Source organism: uncultured Ferrovibrio sp., assembly GCF_937960835.1.
In the GTDB taxonomy this organism is placed as follows: Bacteria; Pseudomonadota; Alphaproteobacteria; order Ferrovibrionales; family Ferrovibrionaceae; genus Ferrovibrio.
This window is the reverse complement of record NZ_CALGPC010000010.1, coordinates 112,938-133,928: the sequence shown is the minus strand read 5'-3', so window position 1 is coordinate 133,928 and position 20,991 is coordinate 112,938. Positions and strand designations below refer to the sequence as shown.

18 protein-coding genes and 1 tRNA gene are annotated in these 20,991 nt (G+C 63.3%); 10 read left to right on the top strand and 9 right to left on the bottom strand.

The annotated features are described in order from the left end of the window. Nucleotides 1-2 precede the first annotated feature (2 nt). The gene (gene recJ, locus Q0603_RS10695) at nucleotides 3-1,802 is read left to right on the top strand and encodes a single-stranded-DNA-specific exonuclease RecJ (RefSeq protein WP_298725428.1); all 1,800 of its coding nucleotides are present in this window, start codon (nucleotides 3-5) and stop codon (nucleotides 1,800-1,802) included. Nucleotides 1,803-1,814: 12 nt separating this feature from the next. Here recJ and Q0603_RS10690 read toward each other — a convergent pair whose 3' ends face one another. Next, nucleotides 1,815-2,732 carry a DMT family transporter gene (locus Q0603_RS10690; RefSeq protein WP_298725426.1) on the bottom strand — a complete coding sequence of 306 codons (918 nt, stop codon included), beginning with the start codon at nucleotides 2,730-2,732 and terminating at the stop codon, nucleotides 1,815-1,817. Nucleotides 2,733-2,738: 6 nt separating this feature from the next. Further along, nucleotides 2,739-3,230 (bottom strand): cupin domain-containing protein, encoded by a 492-nt coding sequence (locus Q0603_RS10685; RefSeq protein WP_298725424.1) that lies wholly within the window; start codon nucleotides 3,228-3,230, stop codon nucleotides 2,739-2,741. Nucleotides 3,231-3,441: 211 nt separating this feature from the next. Here Q0603_RS10685 and Q0603_RS10680 point away from each other — a divergent pair. Further along, nucleotides 3,442-3,517: transfer RNA gene (locus Q0603_RS10680), tRNA-Glu, on the top strand. Nucleotides 3,518-3,741: 224 nt separating this feature from the next. On the opposite strand, the gene Q0603_RS10675 is transcribed toward Q0603_RS10680, so the two are convergent. From Q0603_RS10675 to Q0603_RS10665, 3 genes are read right to left on the bottom strand one after another with little or no spacing between them, the layout of a single operon-like run. Then, nucleotides 3,742-7,011 (bottom strand): error-prone DNA polymerase, encoded by a 3,270-nt coding sequence (locus Q0603_RS10675; protein ID WP_298725422.1) that lies wholly within the window; start codon nucleotides 7,009-7,011, stop codon nucleotides 3,742-3,744. A gap of 19 nt (nucleotides 7,012-7,030) precedes the next feature. Beyond that, a complete protein-coding gene (locus tag Q0603_RS10670) occupies nucleotides 7,031-8,512 on the bottom strand; it encodes a DNA polymerase Y family protein (protein ID WP_298725420.1) in 1,482 nt (493 codons plus the stop codon). Then, nucleotides 8,445-9,134: a hypothetical protein gene (locus Q0603_RS10665; protein ID WP_298725418.1), complete on the bottom strand. Its 690-nt coding sequence runs from the start codon at nucleotides 9,132-9,134 to the stop codon at nucleotides 8,445-8,447. The genes Q0603_RS10670 and Q0603_RS10665 overlap by 68 nt, the downstream gene beginning before the upstream one ends. A 204-nt stretch (nucleotides 9,135-9,338) precedes the next feature. On the opposite strand from Q0603_RS10665, the gene Q0603_RS10660 reads away from it, so the two are divergent. The 3 genes from Q0603_RS10660 to Q0603_RS10650 all read left to right on the top strand — a co-directional run bounded on the left by Q0603_RS10660 (nucleotide 9,339) and on the right by Q0603_RS10650 (nucleotide 11,351). Next, on the top strand, nucleotides 9,339-9,719 hold the full coding sequence (locus Q0603_RS10660) for a VOC family protein (RefSeq protein WP_298725416.1): 381 nt from the start codon (nucleotides 9,339-9,341) through the stop codon (nucleotides 9,717-9,719). Nucleotides 9,720-9,777: 58 nt separating this feature from the next. Next, the gene (gene arfB, locus Q0603_RS10655) at nucleotides 9,778-10,200 is read left to right on the top strand and encodes an alternative ribosome rescue aminoacyl-tRNA hydrolase ArfB (protein WP_298725414.1); all 423 of its coding nucleotides are present in this window, start codon (nucleotides 9,778-9,780) and stop codon (nucleotides 10,198-10,200) included. Between the two features lie 176 nt (nucleotides 10,201-10,376). After that, nucleotides 10,377-11,351, top strand: a complete 975-nt coding sequence (locus Q0603_RS10650) for a lipid A deacylase LpxR family protein (RefSeq protein ID WP_298725412.1) — start codon at nucleotides 10,377-10,379, stop codon at nucleotides 11,349-11,351. Here Q0603_RS10650 and Q0603_RS10645 read toward each other — a convergent pair whose 3' ends face one another. Next, nucleotides 11,352-12,845 (bottom strand): indolepyruvate oxidoreductase subunit beta family protein, encoded by a 1,494-nt coding sequence (locus Q0603_RS10645; protein ID WP_298725411.1) that lies wholly within the window; start codon nucleotides 12,843-12,845, stop codon nucleotides 11,352-11,354. 2 nt (nucleotides 12,846-12,847) lie between these two features. Beyond that, complete coding sequence (locus tag Q0603_RS10640; RefSeq protein ID WP_298725409.1) at nucleotides 12,848-15,004, bottom strand: indolepyruvate ferredoxin oxidoreductase subunit alpha; 2,157 nt, start codon at nucleotides 15,002-15,004, stop codon at nucleotides 12,848-12,850. A gap of 172 nt (nucleotides 15,005-15,176) precedes the next feature. Between Q0603_RS10640 and Q0603_RS10635 the strand changes: the two genes are divergently transcribed. From Q0603_RS10635 to Q0603_RS10615, 5 genes are all read left to right on the top strand, one after another. Then, nucleotides 15,177-16,238, top strand: coding sequence for a TRAP transporter substrate-binding protein (locus Q0603_RS10635; protein ID WP_298725408.1), 1,062 nt, complete (start codon nucleotides 15,177-15,179; stop codon nucleotides 16,236-16,238). A 107-nt stretch (nucleotides 16,239-16,345) separates the two neighbouring features. Further along, complete coding sequence (locus Q0603_RS10630; RefSeq protein WP_298725406.1) at nucleotides 16,346-16,810, top strand: TRAP transporter small permease; 465 nt, start codon at nucleotides 16,346-16,348, stop codon at nucleotides 16,808-16,810. Nucleotides 16,811-16,814: 4 nt separating this feature from the next. After that, nucleotides 16,815-18,119 carry a TRAP transporter large permease gene (locus tag Q0603_RS10625; RefSeq protein ID WP_298725404.1) on the top strand — a complete coding sequence of 435 codons (1,305 nt, stop codon included), beginning with the start codon at nucleotides 16,815-16,817 and terminating at the stop codon, nucleotides 18,117-18,119. 3 nt (nucleotides 18,120-18,122) lie between these two features. Next, on the top strand, nucleotides 18,123-18,674 hold the full coding sequence (locus Q0603_RS10620) for a MarR family transcriptional regulator (RefSeq protein WP_298725402.1): 552 nt from the start codon (nucleotides 18,123-18,125) through the stop codon (nucleotides 18,672-18,674). A gap of 23 nt (nucleotides 18,675-18,697) precedes the next feature. Beyond that, nucleotides 18,698-18,985: a SelT/SelW/SelH family protein gene (locus Q0603_RS10615; RefSeq protein WP_298725400.1), complete on the top strand. Its 288-nt coding sequence runs from the start codon at nucleotides 18,698-18,700 to the stop codon at nucleotides 18,983-18,985. Between the two features lies 1 nt (nucleotide 18,986). Here the strand turns inward: Q0603_RS10615 and Q0603_RS10610 are convergent, their stop codons facing one another. Together Q0603_RS10610 and purU are read right to left on the bottom strand one after the other, a co-directional pair. Beyond that, entirely contained in the window at nucleotides 18,987-19,736 is a 750-nt protein-coding gene (locus Q0603_RS10610; RefSeq protein ID WP_298725399.1) for a DUF1194 domain-containing protein, read from the bottom strand. A 251-nt stretch (nucleotides 19,737-19,987) separates the two neighbouring features. After that, nucleotides 19,988-20,839 carry a formyltetrahydrofolate deformylase gene (gene purU, locus Q0603_RS10605; RefSeq protein ID WP_298725397.1) on the bottom strand — a complete coding sequence of 284 codons (852 nt, stop codon included), beginning with the start codon at nucleotides 20,837-20,839 and terminating at the stop codon, nucleotides 19,988-19,990. Nucleotides 20,840-20,991 lie beyond the last annotated feature (152 nt).

Sequence of the window (20,991 nt, the reverse complement as noted above, 5' to 3'; positions counted from 1 at the left end):
CGATGCTGGGCGGCGACAGCAGCCCGTTCCTAGGCGTCACCCGCTCGGTGCAGGGGCGGCGCTGGCGCCTGCGCAACATGGACGACCGTCTGGCACTGGCGATTGCGCAGCAGGCGGGACTGCCGGAAATCCTGGGCCGTGTCCTGGCCGGACGCGGCGTCGATCTCGATCTTTTAGAGGATCATCTCAATCCCAGCCTGCGGCGCATGCTTCCCGATCCGTCGCGCTTCCGCGACATGGATGCGGCAGCCGACCGCATCGCGCACGCCATCGAGATGGGTGAGAAGGTTGCCGTCTTCGGCGATTACGATGTGGATGGCGCGACATCGACGGCCTTGCTCAACCGCTTCTTCCGCGCCATCGGCCGGGATTTGCGCGTCTATATCCCAGACCGGCTGAAAGAGGGCTACGGCCCGAATACGCCTGCCTTGCGCAAGCTGGCGGCGGAAGGCGTCAAGCTCGTCATCACCGTCGATTGCGGCACGCTGGCCTTCGCGCCGCTGGAAGACGCCGCGTCCATCGGTCTCGAGGTGGTTGTCGTCGACCATCATCTGGCCGAACCAGAACTGCCCAAGGCGCTGGCGGTGATCAACCCCAACCGGCTGGACGAAGCGCAAGGTTACGGCCAGCTCGCGGCGGTCGGCGTCGCTTTTCTGCTGGTCGTGGCGGTCAACCGCCGCCTGCGCGAGCGGGGCTTCTATTCCGCCAGCCGCCCGGTGCCCGATCTGCTGCAATGGCTCGATCTGGTGGCACTGGGCACGGTCTGCGATGTGGTGCCGTTGACAGGCCTCAACCGCGCACTGGTCACTCAGGGTATCAAGGTGCTGCGCAGCCGCGGCAATGTCGGACTTGCGGCTCTGGCCGATGTTGCCGGCATCAACGAGCCGCCGGGCGCTTATCACCTTGGTTTCCTGCTGGGGCCGCGGGTCAATGCAGGCGGCCGCGTCGGCCAAGCCGATCTTGGTACGCGGCTTTTGTCTTGCGACGATCCGCGCGAGGCACAGGCGATTGCTGCCGAACTCGACCGCTACAACCGCGAGCGCCAGGAAATCGAAGCCGTCGTGCTCGCGGAGGCGATGCAGGAATTCGAACATCTGCCGGAAGACGTCCCATTGGCGCTGGTGGCGCGGCAGGGCTGGCATCCGGGCGTGATCGGGATTGTCGCTGCCCGCATCCGCGAAGCGGCCGGCCGTCCGAGTTTTGTGATCGCGCTGGATGCAAACGGCATCGGCAAGGGCTCCGGCCGTTCGATCCCCGGCGTCGATCTTGGCGCCGCAGTGGTTGCGGCTAGCCAGGCCGGTCTGCTGATCAATGGCGGCGGCCATGCCATGGCCGCGGGCCTGACGGTCGAAGCCGCCAAGCTGAACGAACTGAAAGCCTTCCTCAACGAGCGTCTGGCGGGGCCTGTGGCGAAAGCCGGCGCCTCTGCATCATTGGGCTTCGATGGCGTGATCGGCGTCGGTGGCTGCAATGCCGATCTGTGCGACAAGCTGGAGCAGCTTGGCCCCTATGGCTCGGGCAATCCGGAGCCGCGTTTTGCTCTGGCCTCGGCGCGCGTCGTGCAGGCCGATGTGGTGGGCGAGAAGCATGTGCGCTGCCTGATCACGGCAGGCGACGGGCAGGGTGCCCGTCTGCGCGCCATTGCCTTCCGCTCGCTCGATGGCGATCTCGGCCCGGCCTTGCTGCAGGCGCGCCAGACCGGCTCGGCGCTGCATATCGGTGGCCATCTGCGCAGCAGCTACTGGCGTGGCGAGCGGCAGATCCAGTTCGTGCTGGAGGATGCGGCCCTGCCGGCCGCCTGATTCAGGACAGCGTCAGGGCTTCGGGATTTCGGCCACGCTGGCGGCCGTGACGCCGCGCACCCGCTCGCGGTGCAGCACATACAGGCCGCTTGCCGCGATCAACACGATGCCGGCGGTCGCCAGTTCATTCGGCACGTCTCCCCAGATCAGATAGCCGATCAGCAGGGCCCAGAGCAGGCCTGTATAGCGCAGCGGCACGATCACCGGGACTTCGGCATGCCGGAAGGCATCGACGGCAGCGATATAGCCGGCGGAAATGCACAGCGAGGCCGCCGTCAGAAGGGCCGTGTCCTGCCAGCTCATCGCCACCCAGCCATCGGCCAAAGCCAGCGCCAGCGCCACCAGCGCCATCATCCCGACATTGGTGAAAATGACGATGGACGAGGGGATGCCCGCATCGATCCGGCGCGTCACCAGATCGCGGCCGACGATGCAGATCGCCGCCCCGACGGCGAGGATGGAATAGGCGTTGAAGTTTCCGGCGCTCGGCTGGACCACCAGCAGCACGCCAAGGAAGCCCGCGATCACGGCCAGCCAGCGGCGCCAGCCAACCGGCTCGCGCATCCACAGCGCCACCACCGCCGTCATCATCAGCGGCGACGACATATGGATCGCCGCCATGTTGGCGAGCGGGATGTGAAACAGCGCGATCATGTAGAGATAGCTGCCCACGAGATCGATGGTGCTGCGCATCACCACATGCAGATTGAACATGCGGCCGATCCGGGGCATGGCGCCGGAGGTCTGGATCACGCCCAGGATGATCGCCGTCGCGATCAGGCCACGCACGGCGATGATCTGGTGGGAGGGCAGATTGCCGTAGACCAGCTTGCAGAAGGCCTCGTTGACGACGAAGAGCAGAACGGCAAGCGAGAAAGTGATGATGCCCCGGCGGTTGCCGGTGCCCAGAAACCGTTCAAGTCGTGGCACGGAAGATCAGCTTTTGGCGTTTGGATCGGCGTGGATGGGATCGACCCAGGGGACATTTTCCGGCTTTTCCACCGGTTCGATATCGAGATTGACCACCACCGGGTCCTGGCCCGAGCGGACCAGCACGCATTCCAGCGTCTCGTCGGTGCTGGCGTTGATTTCCTGATGCGGCACGTAGGGCGGCACGAAGATGAAGTCGCCGGGCCCGGCCTCGGCCACATATTCCAGCTTGTTGCCCCAGCGCATCCGCGCCTTGCCCTTCACCACGTAGATGACGCTTTCCAGATCGCCATGATGATGGGCGCCGGTCTTGGCATTGGCGTGGATATGCACGGTGCCAGCCCAGATCTTCTGGGCGCCGACGCGGGCGAAATTGATCGCCGTGGCGCGGTTCATGCCTGCCGTCTTGCCTGCCGAGGTGGGGTCGAGCTTGTCGCCGGGAATCACCCGTACGCCGTTATGTTTCCAGTCGGTCGGGTGATCGTGATCGTGCGACATGGGCGGACTCCAGTGAACGGTACCGCTGATGGTAGGAGAGAGGCCGGGCGAGGGCAAGCGGCCGCCGATTTTTCTGATGCTGGGCCAGAGGTTTAGCGGGAATCGGATAATCTGGCCCGCAGGTGGATGTTTGGGCCACGGGATGCTTGATTTATGGGGGCGGACCCGGTACACACCCTGCGCCGCGCAGCTTCGGCCGCGCCGCCAGGCCGACCCCATCGTCTAGAGGCCTAGGACGTCACCCTTTCACGGTGAAGACACGGGTTCGACTCCCGTTGGGGTCGCCATCACATCCGGCGGCTTATCCTTCCAATAAGCATTCAACGTTCTGACATGCCTACGATTGCATGGCTGCGCTGATGCTCACCCGCCTGTGCTACGCTACCACGCAAAGCGGCAGAAGCAGAACCGCCAGGGCGAGGAGGATGCGGATATAGCCGGGCGTGGGATTGTCTTCAGTCGGATCTGCATAGGCCATGGTTTGACTCCTTCTGTCTGAAGCGAGGCATGATCATTTGAAATTGCGCGCATCCGGGATCACCACCTGGACCTCGCGCATCGAAAGCGGCGGCGGCAGCGAAACGCGCAGCTCATCACCCTGCGCGGCCGTGTGATCGAACAGTTCTGGGTCGGGCAGGTCGCCCAATGTCGTGAGCATGTCGCTGCGGTCGATCAGGCGGTCGGCGATGACATGCATGACGCGGTCATCGGGGCTCAGGTCGGTCTGGTTCTTCGGCAATTCCTGGAACTGCAGCTTGCCTTCCACGGCGAGCAGGCGAGAGCCGAGCAGCGCGCGGCGGTAGCATTCGGTCACCTTGGGCCAGACGATCAGATTGGCGATGCCGGTTTCGTCTTCGATGGTGACGAAGATGACGCCGCTGGCCGTGCCCGGCCGCTGGCGGATCAGTACAAGACCGGCCAGCTTAACCTTCTGATGCTCTTTCATGCTGCGCAGGTCGCGCGTCTTGACGAAGCCTTCGCCGGCCAGTTTGGGGCGCAGCAGGGCCAGCGGATGCTGCCGCAAAGTCAAGCTGATCTCACGGTAATCCTGCAGCACCTGCTCGCCCATGGTGAGCGGCGGCAGGGCGACTTCAGGCTCGTTGCCGGACTCTATCGGCGGCTGGTTGTCGCCCGGTTGGGCCAGAGCATCGGCCTGTTCGAAGAGCGGCAGCGGCTTCTCGCCCAGTGCGCGGATATGCCAGAGCGCCTGGCGGCGGTTGAGGCCGAGCGAGGCGCAGGCATCGGCGCGCGCGATGACCTCCAGATGATGCAGCGGCAGGGCGGTGCGGCGCCACAGATCGCGCAAGGTGGCATAGCCATCGCCGCGCATTTCCACCAGCCTGTCGATGATGTCCTGGCGGCAGCCTTTCACCTGGCGGAATCCCAGCCGCAGGGCGAGGCGGCGGCTGGGCGTGCGTTCCAGCGTGCAGTCCCAGTCGCTGTGATTGACATCGACCGGCCGCACCTCGACATGATGCTCGCGCGCATCGCGCACGATCTGGGCTGGGGCGTAGAAGCCCATCGGCTGGCTGTTCAGCAGCGCGGCGGCAAAGACTGCCGGATGATGGCATTTGATCCAGGCCGAGATATAGGCGAGATGCGCGAAGGCGGCGGCATGGCTTTCCGGGAAGCCGTATTCGCCGAACCCCCTGATCTGATTGAAGCAGCGTTCGGCGAAGTCGCGCGGATAGCCGTTCTTCACCATGCCTTCGATCAGCTTGTCCTCGAAATAGCCGATCGTGCCGACGCGGCGGAAGGTGGCCATGGCGCGCCGCAGGCGGTCGGATTCCGCCGGCGTGAAACCGGCGGCGACGATGGCAATCCGCATCGCTTGTTCCTGGAACAGCGGCACGCCCAGGGTCTTCTTCAACACGGCTTCCAGTTCCGGCTTCACGTAGTTCACGTCTTCTTCGCCATTCCGGCGCCGCAGATATGGGTGAACCATGTCGCCCTGGATAGGGCCGGGGCGCACGATCGCGACCTGGATCACAAGATCGTAAAAAACTTTCGGCCGAAGCCTTGGCAGCATCGACATCTGCGCGCGACTTTCCACCTGGAACACGCCAATCGTGTCGGCGCGCGAGAGCAGGGCGTAAACCTCTGGATCGTCCTGCGGGATGGTGGCCAGCGTGTAGCGCTTGCCTTCATGGCGCTCGATCAGATCGAAAGCCTTGCGGATGCAGGTGAGCATCCCGAGCGCCAGCACATCCACCTTCATGATCCCTAAGGCGGCGATGTCGTCCTTGTCCCACTGGATGACGGTGCGGTCGTCCATGGCGGCATTCTCAATCGGCACGAGTTCGTCCAGCGGTCCGCGGCTGATGACGAAGCCGCCGACATGCTGCGACAGGTGACGCGGGAAGCCGACCAGCGCGCGCGCCAAGCCAATCGTCAGCGCGATGCGGTCCGCATCCGGGTCGATGCCGATCTCGCGGATCTGTTCTTCCTTGATGCCGTCGCGCCCCCAGCCCCAAAGCGTTTTCGACAGGCGGGTGATGGTATCAAGCGACAGGCCCAGCGCCTTGCCGACATCGCGGATCGCGCTTTTCGGCTGATAATGGATGACGGTGGCGGTAAGACCCGCCCGGTCGCGGGTGTATTTTTCATAGATGTACTGGATGACTTCTTCGCGACGCTGATGCTCGAAATCGACATCGATATCCGGCGGCTCGCGCCGCTCGGCCGAGACGAAACGCTCGAACAGCACGTCGATCTTCTCTGGATCGACAGAGGTGATCCCGAGACAGAAGCAGACCGTGGAATTGGCAGCCGAGCCGCGCCCCTGGCAGAGAATGCCGCGGCTCTTGGCGAAACGGACAATGTCATAGACGGTGAGGAAATAGGGCGCGTATTCCAGCTCACCGATCAGCTTGAGCTCATATTCCACCAGCTTGCGGACCTTGTCGGGGATGCCGTTCGGGAATTTCTCCCTGGCATTCTCCCAGGTCAGCCGGACCAGCTCTTCCTGCGGCGAGGCGCTGTCGCCGCGGGTTTCGGTGGGATATTCATAGCGCAATTCGCTTAAACAGAAGCGGCATCGTCCGGCGATCTCAATCGTGCGTTCGATGGCTTCCGGGTAACGGCTGAACAGCCGCGTCATGACAGCGGGCGATTTCAGATAGCGTTCGGCATTGGGCTGCAGGCGGAAGCCGGCTTCGTCAATCGTGCAGCCATGGCGGATGCAGGTCAGAACGTCCTGCAGCACGCGCCGCTCGGGGACGTGATAGAGCACGTCATTGCAGGCGACCATCGCCACATCATGGGCCTTGGCAAAAGCAGCCAAGGCCGAGAGGCGGGTGTGGTCCTGGCCATCCAGGCGGCAGGTGGCGGCCAGCGACAGGGCACCGCCGCAGCGCTGCTTCAAATCGGCGACGCGATCCGCGAATGCCTGATCCAGTCGTTCGGGCGGCAGCAGAATGATCTGCTGGCCTTCCAGGCTGTCCAGCAGATCGCCCCAATAAAGCTCGCATTCGCCTTTTTCGATGCGCCGGCGCCCTTTCGTGATCAGCCTGGACAGCCGGCCATAAGCCGCGCGGTTCTCCGGCAGGCACAGAACGGACGGCCCGTCGCGCAGATCAAGCCGCGCGCCGACGATGATCTTCAGATCCCTGTCGCGGGCCTCGGTATAGGCGCGCACCACGCCGGCCAGGCTGTTGCGGTCGGTGATCGCCAGCGCCGAGAGGCCAAGCGCAATGGCCTGCCGCACCAGTTCCTCGGGGCTGCTGGCGCCTTCGAGGAAGCTGAAATTGGTCGTGACCTGCAATTCGGCATAGGCGGTCATGGCGATGGCTCACGGACCGTCATGCGAACAGCCCGTGCAAAAACCACGCGCTCTGTTCTCGGAACAGCCAATAGCGTCGCCCCTGGGCATCCTCGGCGCGGAAATAATCGCGATGCGTGACGACCAGGCCATCGCGCCACCATTCGGGCGCCAGACGTTCCGGGCCTTCCAGGCGGCTGAGGCGGCGCAGCACGCGATGCCAGCGGAAAGCGGAGGGCCAGCCGGCGGCATTGGTTTCGATCTCCACCGGCTCCGGCCGGGGCAACAACGAGACGGGCCGTGGCGAAGCGGGAGACGATGTCACATGCCAGCGGGCGAAAGGCGGCGCGCGGCGCAGGCTGCGTTCCGGCCAATGGCTTTCAACCGGCTGCTGCCGGAACACTGCGCCGTGGCCAAGCCGCGCTTGCAAGCGATCGACGATCTGTGCGATGGCGGCGGGCCTGTCGCCTTTGGCCTGCGGCAGAACGGTTTGCGCACCCGTGAGCATCTCGCAGTCTGATGCTTCCAGCAGCATGGTCTCGATGCCGAAACCCGGATCGATGCCATCCAGCCTGTCGCGATAAAGGCGGAAGAGGTGAACCGGATTGCGATTGGCGAGACTGGTGCCGATGCCGATGCTCTGGACGATGCCGTCGACGCGATAGGCATGCAGCATCAGGCGCCGCGCGCCGCGCTGCTCGCGCTCCAGCAACTGGCAAAGCGCATCGAGCAGACGGCGCAGCACATGATCGATGGCTTCGCGCGTGCAGACCGGCTCGGGCAGATCGGCGCGGGCGCGCCAGGGCGCGGGCGGCAGGCGCGGCGAGATCGGCTCTTCGCGCCGGCCGAACAAAGCATCCAACCGTTCCAGCAGGCCATGGCCCATGCGGCGCGCCAAAGGTCCGCGCGGCAGCTTGACCAGATCGCCGATGAGGCGCAGGCCGAGGCGCTTGAGGTCGTCGCTGAGTTCACAAGACAGGCGCAGCGCTTCGACCGGCAGATCATGCAGCGCGCCAAAACCCTGCAGCACGCCGCCGCGTCCGTAACGCGCCCAGGCCCAGGCAGCGGCCGGCGTGTCGGCTGCCGCCAGCCGCGCGTTGCAGCCGAACTGCTGCAGTTTCTGCCGCATGAGGCCGAGCATCTTGGCTTCGCCGCCGAAAAGATGCGCGACGCCGCTGATATCCAGGATCAGGCCGTCCGCGCCATCGGTCGCCACCCAAGGCGAAAAGCGGCCGCACCAGGCGCAAAGCCGCTCCAGCGCCGCTGCATCGCCGGCTGGATCGGACGGCGCCGTGACAAGATCCGGCACCAGCGCGCGCGCATCCGCCAAGGTCATACCCGGTGCAAGGCCGCTATCGGCGGCAACGGCATTCACGGCGGCAAGGCGGACGCCGCCGCTGGCCGTCATCGTGAGGGCAAGCGGGCGTTCCCGCGCGGCTGCGCCAGAGGAGGCGTTACTCTGCTGCCGCAGCCAGCGATCGGTCGGCCAGTGCGGCAACCAGACGGAAATGAAGCGACGCATGATCCCAATCCACAAGCCATGAAGCCGGCTGCCCGCCACGGCAGCGTTCCAGCGATACGGTCCAGCGCGGATTGCACCCGTCGCTCAATGCGGGTTCGATCCGCCAGCGGGTGAGGGCGGCAGAGACGACCGTGTCGCGGCGGATCAGGATGCCGAGGCCATGGCCGCTTTCGGCTGCGAGTTGCAGGCGGCGCGTCGCAGTGAGATCGGCGCCGTCGATCTCGGCGACGACGGCGGCATAACCGGGCGTGCGCAAGGCCTCTTCGAAGGCCCAGAGGCGATCCTGCGCGCGGCGGGCCCAGGCGATGGTGAGGCGGCGGTGATCCAGTCCGAAGGCGGCAAGACCCGGCGCATAGATCTGCTGCTCGGGTGTGATCCAGAGAATGGGGCGGCTGGGGCGCACCTGTCCGAGATAGGCGCCGAGAAAGCCGGTGACGGCCGGCGCGTAGCCGACCATCTCATGCAGGCTGCCGGCCGGCAGACCGCCCCAGGGCAGAGCGGCATCCAGGGTCGGGTCCCCGAAACTGCAGATCTTGCCGGTAAGAAGACGGCCGCCGAGAGCGAGGCGGTTCATCTGCTGACGAAGCTGGTCGATGACGCCGGAATGAAGCTGCTGTCCCATGTCCTTGCTCCTGCGATTATGGGGCTATGTTCTAATATTGATCTCACAAATTGCCAAAATGTTCTTATTCCTAATCGAACTATAGGCAAATCAGTGGGTTATGGTGGAACGCCTGAGGAATAAGGCTAAATTCCTCACCCAAGCATGGCATTAACCGGTTTAAAGGTTAGATTTATGGTGGTCGCAAATCGAAGGGGATATGCCATGCACAAAAGCCGACTTGCCGCCTTGGTAATCGATTGCCAAACCGACGACCTAGAACCGCATGTGCGTTTCTGGTCTGCAGCCCTCGGATACGAAGCCGATCCCGCGGCCGATACAGCCAACGGCAAATACACCGAGTTCAAAGTGCCCGGCGACGATATGAAGGTGCTGCTGCAGAAGGTGCAGCATCCCAGCCGCGTGCATCTTGATATCGAAACCGATGATGTCGATGCCGAAGTGGCGCGACTGGAAAAGCTGGGCGCGAAGCGCGTCGAGAAGGTCGAGACCTGGGTGGTGATGGAAGCCCCCAGCGGTCATCGCTTCTGCGTGGTGCGCCAGCAGCGGCCGCTGCTGGCGCAGAACGGCAATGAGTGGCCTTGAAATGATGCAGCAATGATGCAGCGCTGCAGCCGAGGAAGGTTTCCGCTAGGCTGCGGAGATGATTCGCATCAACAACCGCATCAGCCTGGACGAGCGCGAGCTTGATATCAGCTTCATCCGCGCCTCCGGGCTGGGCGGGCAAAATGTCAACAAGGTCTCGACCGCCGTGCAGCTTCGTTTCGACGTGCGGCAATCGCCGTCTCTGCCCGATGCGGTGCGGGCGCGGCTGGAGAAGCTTGCGGGCAAGCGCCTCACGCAGGACGGCGTTCTGGTGCTGACCGCGCAACAGCATCGCAGCCAGGAGCGCAATCGCGAGGACGCATTGGCGCGTCTGGCCGATCTGATCCGCCAGGCTTGCATCGTGCCGAAAACCCGGCGTCCGACCAAGCCGACCAGGGGATCGCAGCAGCGCCGCCTGGACTCCAAAAGCAAGCGCAGCGGCATCAAGGGGCTGCGCCGTTCCAAGCCGCTGATGGATTAACCGAGGGATGGCCTGAAACCACCTGTCACAAAACGTGACCGACACCGGTAATCGGCAAAGGTGACCGTCAGGCCGCGATAATGCCATAATCGCACGGCAAGACCGGGCTACCTCCCACGACAGACTGCTGTTTACGAATGCCTTCTAAACTCTGTTTTTGCGTCAGCCTTTGCGGCTTGATCGCTTTCTCCCCCCTGGTGGCTGCGCAAGAGGCGAAAGACCCCGGTCAGGATACGGCAGGCATCTGGAGCTTCGTGCTGGAGAACGATCTCTTCTATGACACCGACCGGCGTTACACCAATGGCGTTCGTCTCACCTATCTGACGCCGAAGGGCGACGAGCCGCCATGGCTGCGCGACCTGGCGCTGCAATTGCCAATGTTCAATGCCCAGAGCGATATCCGCATTGAATACGCGCTGGGCCAAAGCATGTATACGGCGACCAACAAGCTGCTGCGCGATCCGCCGGCGAATGACCGGCCTTATGCCGGCTGGCTCTATGGCTCGGTCGGCGTGGTGGCGCGGACCGGTCCGGTGCTCGATCAGGCATCGCTCAGCCTCGGCGTGGTTGGCCCGGCATCGCTTGCGCATGAGACGCAGGATTTCGTTCATCGCATCGTCAATTCCCCCCTGGCCGAGGGCTGGGATACGCAGCTCAAGAACGAGCCGACGGTGCAGTTCACCTATCAGCGTAGCTGGCAGTCGCCGGAACTTGAGCTGCCCTGGGATTTCGGCATCGACGCCACACCACATGCAGGCTTTGCGCTCGGCAATGTCTTCACCTACGGCAATACGGGGCTGATGCTGCGTTTAGGCCAGAACCTGCCGACCGATTACGGTCCGCTGCGGGTGCAGCCCAGCCTGCCGGGATCGGGCTATTTCGAAAAACGCGGCGCTGGCAGCATCGGCTGGTATCTGTTTGCCGGCGTCGACGGTCGCGCCGTTGCGCACAACATCTTCCTCGACGGCAACACTTTCCGCGACAGCCGCAGCGTGGACAAGAAGGTCCTGGTCGGCGATGCCCAGTTCGGCCTGGCAGTGATCATCGACGGCGTGCGCTTTGCCTATACGTATGTCCTGCGCACGCGGGAATATGACGGCCAGAACGACGACGACGAATTCGGCGCCCTCAGCGTGTCTTTCCGATTCTGATTATTCGGCCGCCTGAGAGAGCGGCAACGTAGCCCTGAAACCGGCCAGCGTCTTCGTCAGCGACTGGCCTTCCGGATCGGCCAAAGCTGCCGTGCGGGCCTGTACAATGGCCTCGACAGCCTGTGCCGGTGCGATATGGCCGCTGAGGGCGGGCAGGATGATCGCCTTGCGGATCGCAAGGTAATTGCCCATCCCGCGCTTGAAGGTATCGCCATAGCCTTTGATCAGCCGGGCGCATTCGACGATCTCGCGGGCAAGCTGGATGTCCAGCGCCGCCGCGCGGCGGATCAGGTCCAGCCAGTCCTCGATATGCCGCTGTTCCTCCTGATATCGGAAACTGCGTTGCCGCCATGACCGCAGGCCGGCCAGCAACCGGAAGCGCAGATAGCCACCAAGCCTATTGCTGCGCACGGTCATGCCGAAATGCACCTTGTCCAGCCAGCCGCGGCGCGCGCTCATATCGATGATCCAGCGGGCGAGGGAGGGTGGCAGCAGGGACGCGATCTCCTCGATACCGGGCTTGACGTAATCGGCCACGGCATAGGGCTGGCCGGCCTTTACGCGCGTTTCGCGTTCGATGGCCACAAAGCGCTCAGGCTTCAGCTTCAGTTGCGCAACCCGTACCACATCCTCGAAACTCATGCGCAGCGCCAGATGCCGCGCCGCTTCGGCGGTCAAGGGCTCGTCGCCCAATGCCGCGATTGTGTCGAGACGGTCGAGATAGAGTCGGGCATAGGCGTCGTTCTGATAATCGATCAGACGCTTCACGCCTTCTGCGGCATAACGCTGGGCCGCCGCGGGCAGCCTGCCGATCCGATCAAGAAACAGCGGTGCGTGAGTTGCCAATGGCGCGACAGCCTCCCGGGTGGCGCTGATGTCGCCTTTGCCATGGGCGAGACCGAAGCGATAGCCAGCAAGGTTGCTGTCCACCGCTTTGCCTTCCATGCGGATTCCGGCTTCAAAATCCCCCGGCGAAATAGGCAAAGCGCCGGAGCCTGCCAGCGCGCCCAGCAGCACGGCATTCAGGATGCTGCCGGATTCCTTTGCGGCGGCATCCATGTCGAACAGGATGCTCTGCCTGGCGAATTCCTTTGCTGCGCGAAACAGCCGGCCGGTATCGTAGCGGCCATCGCCCATGGCGCTGCGCTCGGCTATGGCGAAGACGCGATGGGTGGAAGCGATCAGCAAGGTGCGGTCTGGCGTCACGAAGCCGTTGGCGATGGCGCGTCCGGCCTCGACGAATTCGCTGGCGATCATCACATCCACCTGACCCGGCGCCGGGTTGAGGCTCATCACCGGACGCTGCGTGGTCTTCTCCGGCCAAATTTCGATGTAATAGGTGGTCGCGCCGGTGCGTTGCGCGACACCGGGAATTGAAGTCGCCTGAACCGGATAGCCCGCGCGCTGCGCCGCGCCGGTGATCCAGCCGGTCAGCACGCCGCCACCTTCGCCGCCCATGGCGGCAATCAGGATGCACAGCGGACGGCTTGCCATGGCTATTCTCCTGCCGCCGGCTGGATGGCGGCCGGCTTGCCATTGAGCCAGCCGATGATCGTGCGATGGAGGCGGTCGCTCAGGCGGTCCCACCAGGTCGGATTGTGCACGATCTCGGTCTTGTAGAAGGAGGGGCACAGCACTGCGGCATGGGCGACCTCGCCGCAATGACCGCATCCGACGCAGCTGCTGATCACCGAGGCGACCGGATCGCTGCGCAGCGGATCGGGATTGAGCTTGATCGTCAAAGACGGGCAGCCGGACAGCCGGATGCAGGAATGATCCCCGGTGCAGACGCTGTCATCGATGCCGAACCGCGTCCGCACGACGCGTTCACCCGATTTCAGCGCTTCGGCTTCGGTCACCCGCAAGCGTCGCTGGCGCGCAAGCTGGCATTCGCCATCGGCGATGATCACCTTCAGGCCCTTCTGGGCCGTCGTCATCGCTTCGCGCAGGCTTTTTACCATTTCGGGCAGGCTATAGCTGCGGATGCGGCGCACCCAGCGCACGCCCAGAGCCTTCACCGTGGTCTCGATATCCGAACCGCCGGGCTGATGATCCAGGCGGTTGCCGGTGGAAGAGGGCAGGTATTGCACGCCGGTGGCCGAGGTATAGCCGTTCTGCATCACCACCAGCACGCCGTCGCCGCGATTGAAGATGGAGGAGGCGACGCCGCTCAGCACGCCGTTATGCCAGAAGCCGCCATCGCCCATGATCGCCAGCGGACGCTTGCTGGACAGAGGCCCGACACCGGCGGCGGAAGCCAGCGACATGCCATAGCCGAGGATCGAATTGCCCAAACTGAACGGCGCGAAGGTCGCCAGGGCATGGCAGCCGATATCGGCTGCGACATGCAGCTTGCCGACCTGGCGTTCCACCAGCTTGATGGCGGTAAAGACCGGCCGTTCGGGGCAGCCGGTGCAGAAGGTCGGCGGGCGCATCGGCAGATCGGGACCGATCAGGGCTTGGGCTGCCCTGCGGGTATCGAGCGCAGTCTGGAAGCCGGCTTCGCCCGTGCTGATATCGATCTGCGGCTGCTCGGCCTTGATGAAGGCAAGCAGACCGCGGGTCAGCGCCTCGATCGTATATTCCCCAGCAGCAGGCAGCATGCCCTTGCCATGCAGCCGCGTGTTGATATCCGCCTTGCGCAGGATGGTGTGGATCGCCTGCTCGATATATTCGGGCGAGCCTTCCTCGACCATCAGCACGGCACGTTTTCCGGCGCAGAACTGGCTGATCTGCCCGGGCACCAGGGGGTAGGTGACATTCAGCACCAGAAGCGGCACCCGGCTGCGGCCGAAGGCGTCGCTCAAATTCAGGTTCATCAGGGCGCGGTTGAGGGTGTTGTACAGGCCGCCCTGCACGATGATGCCGATCTCCTGCAGATCGCCGGGTATCAGCTCATTCAGCCCGCGTTCTTGGATGAATTCCTGCGCGGCCGGCAGGCGCCGTTCCAGCTTTAGCCGCTCCTGCATAAAGGTGGCGGGCGGATGCGACAGGCGGTCGTAATTGAAACTGGCGGGATCGGTCAGGCGGGCATTGCGCGAGACCTTCGCGGCCACATTGTCCTTGGCTGGGAATTCGCCGGTGACATGGCAGGCACGGATGCGCAGCTCCATCATCACCGGGGTATTCGATGCTTCGGACAGTGCGAACCCCTGTTCGACGCAGCGGGTGATGGTCGGCAGATCCGGCCGCGGATCGAGCAGCCACATGGATGATTTCATCGCATAGGCATGGCTACGTTCCTGGATTACGCTGGCGCCTTCGCCGTAATCCTCGCCCAGGATGATCAGTGCACCGCCGATTACGCCGGCAGACGCAAGATTGCTCAAGGCATCGGAGGCAACATTGGTGCCAACGATGGATTTCCAGGTCACCGCGCCGCGGGCAGGATAGTTGATGGATGCGCCCAGCAGTGCAGCCGCCGAGGCTTCGTTGGTGCAGGTTTCAAGATGAATGCCGAGTTCGTCGAGGATGTCCTGTGCCTGCACCAGAACGTCGAGCAGGTGGGAGACCGGCGCGCCCTGATAGCCGCCGACATAGGAAACCCCGGATTGCAGCAGCGCTTTGGTTACGGCGAGAATGCCTTCGCCCTGGAAGGTGGCGCCGGCGCCAAGCCGAAGTGATTGGATCTCTTTCGCGAAAGAGCGTTCCATCGTTTCCTCCCATTATTCCGATTCTCGCACCGGCATGGGAAAGCGTCAATGATTAGTTGGACTTCAAACGAAATCATCTGGACTCCCCCAGGGGCCACTGCTAGGCTGAACCCGCATAACAAGGGCGGTCAGCGCTAACGCATGGCCAGCCCATGACACGGAGGAAACACCCATGGCTCACCAAAAGTCGGCATTGACGCGTCATGTCTTCGCCGGAGCGGCCGCGCTTGCTGTGGCGGCGACGCTGTCCGTTGCTGCACCATCCCAGTCTGTTGCGCAGGACAAAACGGTGACCCTGCGGCTTGCGCATTGGCTGCCGCCCGCGCATCCGCTGCATCCCTCCTGGCAGGAATGGGGCAAGTCGCTGGAAGCAGCAACCAACGGCACCGTGAAACTGCAGATTTTCCCGGCCCAGCAGCTGGGCGCCGCCAAGGATCACTACGACATGGCGCGCGACGGCGTGGCCGACCTCACTTACGTCAACCCGGGTTATACGCCGGGCCGTTTCCCGATCATTGCCGGTAGCGAACTGCCGTTCCTGTTCTCCAACGGCAAGTCCGGCTCCGCCGCCATCGATGCCTGGTATCGCAAATACGCAGAGAAGGAGATGGCGGATGTGAAGGTCTGCATGACCTTCGTGCATGATCCTGGCACCTTCCACAGCAAGGTCAAGATCGCCAAGCCCGACGATGTCAAAGGGCTGAAGATCCGTCCCGGCAATGCAACCGTCGCCCGCCTTGTCACTCTGGCCGGGGGTACCAATGTGCAGGTGACCGCGCCGGAAGCCCGCGATGCGCTGGAGCGCGGTGTGGCCGATGCGCTCACTTTCCCGTGGGACAGCATCTTCATCTTCGGCATCGACAAGGCGGTGAAGTATCACACCGACGTGCCGCTCTACATCAGCAACTTCGTGCTGGCGATGAACAAGGGCGCATATGCCAAGCTCTCTCCGGCGCAGCAGAAGGCGGTGGATGAACATTGCACTTCGGAATGGTCGGAGAAGGTGAATACCAGGTGGTCGGATGCCGAGGCATCGGGCAAGGCCAAGATGCTGGCGCTGCCCGGACATGAGGCCGTAAAGCCGAGCGCGGACGACATGGCTGCCTGGCAGAAGATTGCCGACGAGATGACCAAGGCCTGGTACGAAGACGTGAAGAAGGTCGGTGTCGATGGCAAAACGGCGCTGGACGAGCTGAAGGCCGAGCTGAAGAAGCGCAACGCGGCCGCGTCCTGATCGGGAACTCTTGTCGAGTGGGGGAAGAAAGGGCGGCTGCCGGCTAACGGCAGCCGCCTTAATCCCTCTCTTGGGAGTAGTTCTTCTGCTGGTATAGGCTTCGTCCTATGAACCGATTCATCGACAAGGTGGAGTTGATTGCCGGCCTGCTGCTGGGCGGGATTGCGCTGCTGACCTTCTCGGCGGTGATGGCGCGCTGGCTGTTCAATTACGGCATTCCCGACGCTTTCGATTTCTCACGCCTGCTGCTGGGAACGGCGATGTTCTGGGGCATTGCCTCAGCCGGTTTCCGCAACCGCCATATCCAGGTCGACGGTTTATGGGAGATGCTACCCAGAAAGGGGAAGTGGGTGATCGACGTCATTGCGACGGTGATCACGCTGGCCTTCTTTGCGCTGTTTGCCTGGATGCTGCAAACGAAGGTGGTCAGCGTTTATGCCTCTTCGGAGCAGACCTTCGACTTGCGCCTGCCGGTATGGCCATTCCACGCCTTGGCCGCGCTCGGCATCCTGCTGGCCAGCATCTTACTGCTGCTGCGCCTGATCAGGCTGATCGGCAACAGGGGGAATTAGCCGGGTGTTGGATCAAGATTTCGTGGCGATCGGCGGCTTCGTCGTGCTCTTTGTGATGATGCTGCTCCGTGTGCCGGTCGGTGTTGCCATGGGCATCGTCGGGGTAGGTGGTTTCGCCCTGCTGGCGGCGTTCAATCCGGCGCTCAATCTTCTGGCCCAGTCGCCGATCCGGGTGGCGACCGATTACGATCTTGCCGTCATTCCCATGTTCATCCTGATGGGATGCTTCGCCACCGCCGCCGGCATGAGCCGCGAGCTGTTCCGCGCCTGCGAGGCATGGTTGGGGCATCGCCGGGGCGGGCTGGCCATGGCCACTGTCGCGGCCTGCGCCGGCTTTGCCGCCATCAACGGCTCGTCGGTCGCGACGGCGGCGACCATGACGAATGTGGCGCTGCCCGAGATGCGGCGCTTTGGCTATCATCCCGGCCTGTCGACCGGCGTGATCGCTGCGGGCGGCACGCTCGGCATCATGATCCCGCCTTCGGTGGTCTTTGCGCTCTATGGCATTCTCACAGAGCAGGACATCGGCAAGCTGTTCATCTCCGGGATTCTGCCGGGTCTGCTGGCGATCGTTCTCTATATCATCACTGTCCAGATCCTCGGCATCCTGCGACCCGAAATCATGCCGCGCGGCCCGAAATCGAGCTGGTCGGAGCGGCTTGTCTCGCTGCGCGACGTCTGGGCGACCGTACTGCTCTTCGCCGGCATCGTCGGCGGCATGTATGGCGGCGTGTTCACAGCCACCGAGGCGGCTGGCTGCGGCGCAATCGGCGCGCTGATCATCGGCATCCTGCGCGGCCGGCTGGACTGGCCGAAGATCCGCGACAGCCTGATCGAGGCGGTGCGGACCTCGGCCGCTATCTTCACCATCGTCGTCGGCGCTTTCCTGTTCGGCTATTTCCTGGTGATTACCCAGACGCCGCAGAAGGTCAGCGATTTCCTGACCGGGCTGCCGGTCGGGCCTTACGGCGTGCTTGTGCTGATCCTGATCATGTATCTCATACTCGGCGCCCTGATGGACGAGCTGGCGATCATTCTGGTGACGGTGCCGATCATCTATCCGGTGATGCTGCAGCTTGGCTTCGATCCGATCTGGTTCGGCGTGATCATCGTCATGGTCACCACGCTCGGCATGGTGATGCCGCCAATCGGAATCAACGTCTTCGTGATCAACTCCATCGCCCGCGACGTCAGCCTGTGGGAGATCTACAAGGGCGTAATGCCTTTCATCATCGCCGACCTGATCCGGCTGACGCTTCTTGTCGCATTCCCGGCCATTGCGCTTTTCCTGCCAAGCCATATGAATTGAGCCATGGCAAGGAGCCGCACGACAGCCGCAGCGCAAAAAGCACCGAAGACTGCCGCCGCCAACGTTACGGCGCGCGGCAATGGCATAACACGCAAGATCGACCGCGGGCCGCTGCCTGGCTACTACGGCTATAACCTGCGCATTGCTCAGGTTGCCGTCTTCGAGGATTTCGCCAGGATTGTCGGACGCATGGCGGACCGCATGGGCGAACTGACGCCCGGCCGCTTCAGCCTGCTGACCCTGCTGAAGCACAATCCCGGCATCAACCAGACCGATCTCAGCCGCGCCGTGGGGCTGGACAAGTCCACCCTGACGCCGGCGCTGGACCAGCTTGAGCGCAACGGCCTGATTCTGCGCCAGCGCACCGCCGCCGACCGCCGCACCTATGCCTTGTCCCTGAGCGAGAAGGGCAAGGCGCTGCTGGACGATCTGAATGCCAAGGTGCTGCAGCATGAACGCAATATCGTGGCGTCGCTCAGCCCCTCGGAGCGGGCGACACTGCTGCGGCTGTTGAAGAAGATCGCCCGCAGCCTGGGCAGCGGTGCGGTCGAGTGAGTTTTTGCCGTGGAAAGCCTGCCATGACACAGCCACGTAAACCCCGGATCGCCATCACCTATTGCACGCAATGCCAGTGGCTGTTGCGGGCCGGCTGGATGGCTCAGGAACTGCTCTCCACCTTCGCCGACGATCTGCGGGAGGTGGTTCTCGTGCCTGCCACCGGCGGGGTTTTCCGTATCGAATATGAAGACGAGCTAATCTGGGAGCGCAAGCGCGACGGCGGCTTCCCGGATGTAAAAACGCTGAAGCAACTGGTGCGGGATCGCTTGGACCCCGACCGCGATCTCGGCCATATCGACCGGCAATAGTTTATGTGCGTTTGGGGGCGTCTGGGGTCAGGCCCGCGATCTCCAGCACCAGCTTGCGCCGGATCGCGTCCTTGAAAGAGTCGAAATCGCGCGCCGAGACGATAAAGGCGCCAGGGCCGCCGATCAGATACTTCTCGTAATACTCATCGATGTCCGGCTCCAGATGCAGGATCGGCAGGCCGTTGATCGTGATGCCGGCGGCGAGGGCGTTGGCGCGGTCCTCATCGGGCGGCGGGCCGGTATTGGTGCGGCCATCGCCGGAGATATCGATCACCTTGCGCTCGGCTTTCACCGGCAGTTCGCCCAGCAACTTCTGGCCGAAGGCGATGGCGCCAGCGGGCGCCGTGCCACCGCTGAAGATGCTGCGTTCGGTTTCTCTCAGCGCCGCAACGAAACGCGCGATGCTGTCGTCGGATGAGAGAATAGTCCAGGGGATGTTCACGCCCTGGAGGCTGTAGCCCGACCATTGGAAATAGCAGACAGCGATCTGCCCGCGCGCGCCGGAGCGGATGGCCTTGATCACATCCTTATGACTGAAGGCATCGGCATAGCCTTGCTGCTGCAGCACATAATGCTCTGGCTTGATGCTGCCTGAGCAATCCGCGGCCAGGGCCAGAGCCAGGTCGACACTTTCCTGCTCCGTGAGTTTTTGCTGCGCGAGGCTATCGGCAGCCCCGCCCGCTGCCGCCAGGCCGGCAGCAGCGATGAGAAAGTTCCGGCGATCGATCACGGCGTCAGTCAAAGTGTTCACCGCCGTAGAGAAGCCTGATGCAAGATTAGCAGAAAATCCCCGGTCTGCGCTTGCAGGATTTTCTAGCGATCGGCTCTGCATTTTCCGCGGGCTGTAACAGCCGCCAATTCGGGCGTAACTTGTTGCGCCGGCGGAGCTAAGTCAGCTCTTCGCGTCGTTTACGAAACGCCAGCTATGCGAAGCTGTTCCCGAATGGGGGATATCTTCCCGTTCGCGCGATATTGCGTTTGCGAAGAAAACGCTTGGAGGGATCAGCCCCGGAAGACGACGGTCTTGTGCCCGTTGAGAAAAATGCGGTGCTCGACGTGGTACTTCACAGCGCGCGCCAGCACCAGGCTTTCGATATCGCGGCCGGTTGCAGCAAGCTGATCGGGCGAATAGGCGTGATCCACGCGGGCGACTTCCTGCTCGATGATCGGCCCTTCATCCAGATCGTCGGTGACGTAATGCGCCGTGGCGCCGATCAGCTTCACGCCGCGCGCATGCGCCTGATGATAGGGCTTGGCGCCCTTGAAGCTGGGCAGGAAGGAATGGTGGATATTGATGATCTTGCCCGCCAGCGCGTGGCATAGCGTGGGCGACAGCACCTGCATGTAGCGGGCTAGGATGACCAGCTCGATCTTCTCCGTTTGGATCAGATCCAGCAGGCGCTCTTCCTGCTGCGCCTTGGTCTCCGGCGTCACCGGCCAGTGATAGTAAGGAATGTCGTGGGCGGCGGCGCGCTGATACCAATCGCGGTGATTGGAGACGATGGCGGGAATTTCTACCGGCAGCGCCCCGATCGAATAGCGGTACAGCAGGTCGTTCAGGCAATGCCCGAACTTCGACACCATGATCAGGACCCGCGGCTTGGCGGCTTCGTCATGGATCGCCCAGGTCATGGCAAAAGGCGCGGCCACCGGCGCGAAGGCGGCCCGCACGGTCTCTGCCGGGCGGTCGCCCTCAAGATCCTCAAAGCTGACGCGCATGAAGAACAGGCCGGTTTCGGCATCCCCGAACTGCGCGGAATCGCGGATGTTGAAACGGTGCTCGGCCAGAAAACCGGACACGGCGGCGACAATGCCGGGGCGGTCGTGACAGGAGAGGGTAAGAATGAAGTTCATTGGAGCACGAAAAGCAAAAGGGTCCGGCACTCTAATGGCGAGGCGCCTGTATTGCAACGACAGGGTTAACAAAATGTGTCCAAGTGGCTGTAGTTGCCACAAAATTTGCCTCGCATCGCGCCTGGACGCGGCTTAATCTGCGAGCGTCGGAA

Excerpts from the sequence above, each read along its gene's own strand:
- Q0603_RS10675 (WP_298725422.1), bottom strand. The coding sequence starts at position 7,011 with ATGACCGCCTATGCCGAATTGCAGGTCACGACCAATTTCAGCTTCCTC.
- Q0603_RS10630 (WP_298725406.1), top strand. The coding sequence starts at position 16,346 with ATGAACCGATTCATCGACAAGGTGGAGTTGATTGCCGGCCTGCTGCTG.
- arfB (WP_298725414.1), top strand. The coding sequence starts at position 9,778 with ATGATTCGCATCAACAACCGCATCAGCCTGGACGAGCGCGAGCTTGAT.
- Q0603_RS10670 (WP_298725420.1), bottom strand. The coding sequence starts at position 8,512 with ATGCGTCGCTTCATTTCCGTCTGGTTGCCGCACTGGCCGACCGATCGC.
- Q0603_RS10620 (WP_298725402.1), top strand. The coding sequence starts at position 18,123 with ATGGCAAGGAGCCGCACGACAGCCGCAGCGCAAAAAGCACCGAAGACT.
- Q0603_RS10635 (WP_298725408.1), top strand. The coding sequence starts at position 15,177 with ATGGCTCACCAAAAGTCGGCATTGACGCGTCATGTCTTCGCCGGAGCG.
- Q0603_RS10685 (WP_298725424.1), bottom strand. The coding sequence starts at position 3,230 with ATGTCGCACGATCACGATCACCCGACCGACTGGAAACATAACGGCGTA.
- Q0603_RS10645 (WP_298725411.1), bottom strand. The coding sequence starts at position 12,845 with ATGGCAAGCCGTCCGCTGTGCATCCTGATTGCCGCCATGGGCGGCGAA.
- Q0603_RS10660 (WP_298725416.1), top strand. The coding sequence starts at position 9,339 with ATGCACAAAAGCCGACTTGCCGCCTTGGTAATCGATTGCCAAACCGAC.
- Q0603_RS10640 (WP_298725409.1), bottom strand. The coding sequence starts at position 15,004 with ATGGAACGCTCTTTCGCGAAAGAGATCCAATCACTTCGGCTTGGCGCC.
- Q0603_RS10615 (WP_298725400.1), top strand. The coding sequence starts at position 18,698 with ATGACACAGCCACGTAAACCCCGGATCGCCATCACCTATTGCACGCAA.
- purU (WP_298725397.1), bottom strand. The coding sequence starts at position 20,839 with ATGAACTTCATTCTTACCCTCTCCTGTCACGACCGCCCCGGCATTGTC.
- recJ (WP_298725428.1), top strand. The coding sequence starts at position 3 with ATGCTGGGCGGCGACAGCAGCCCGTTCCTAGGCGTCACCCGCTCGGTG.
- Q0603_RS10665 (WP_298725418.1), bottom strand. The coding sequence starts at position 9,134 with ATGGGACAGCAGCTTCATTCCGGCGTCATCGACCAGCTTCGTCAGCAG.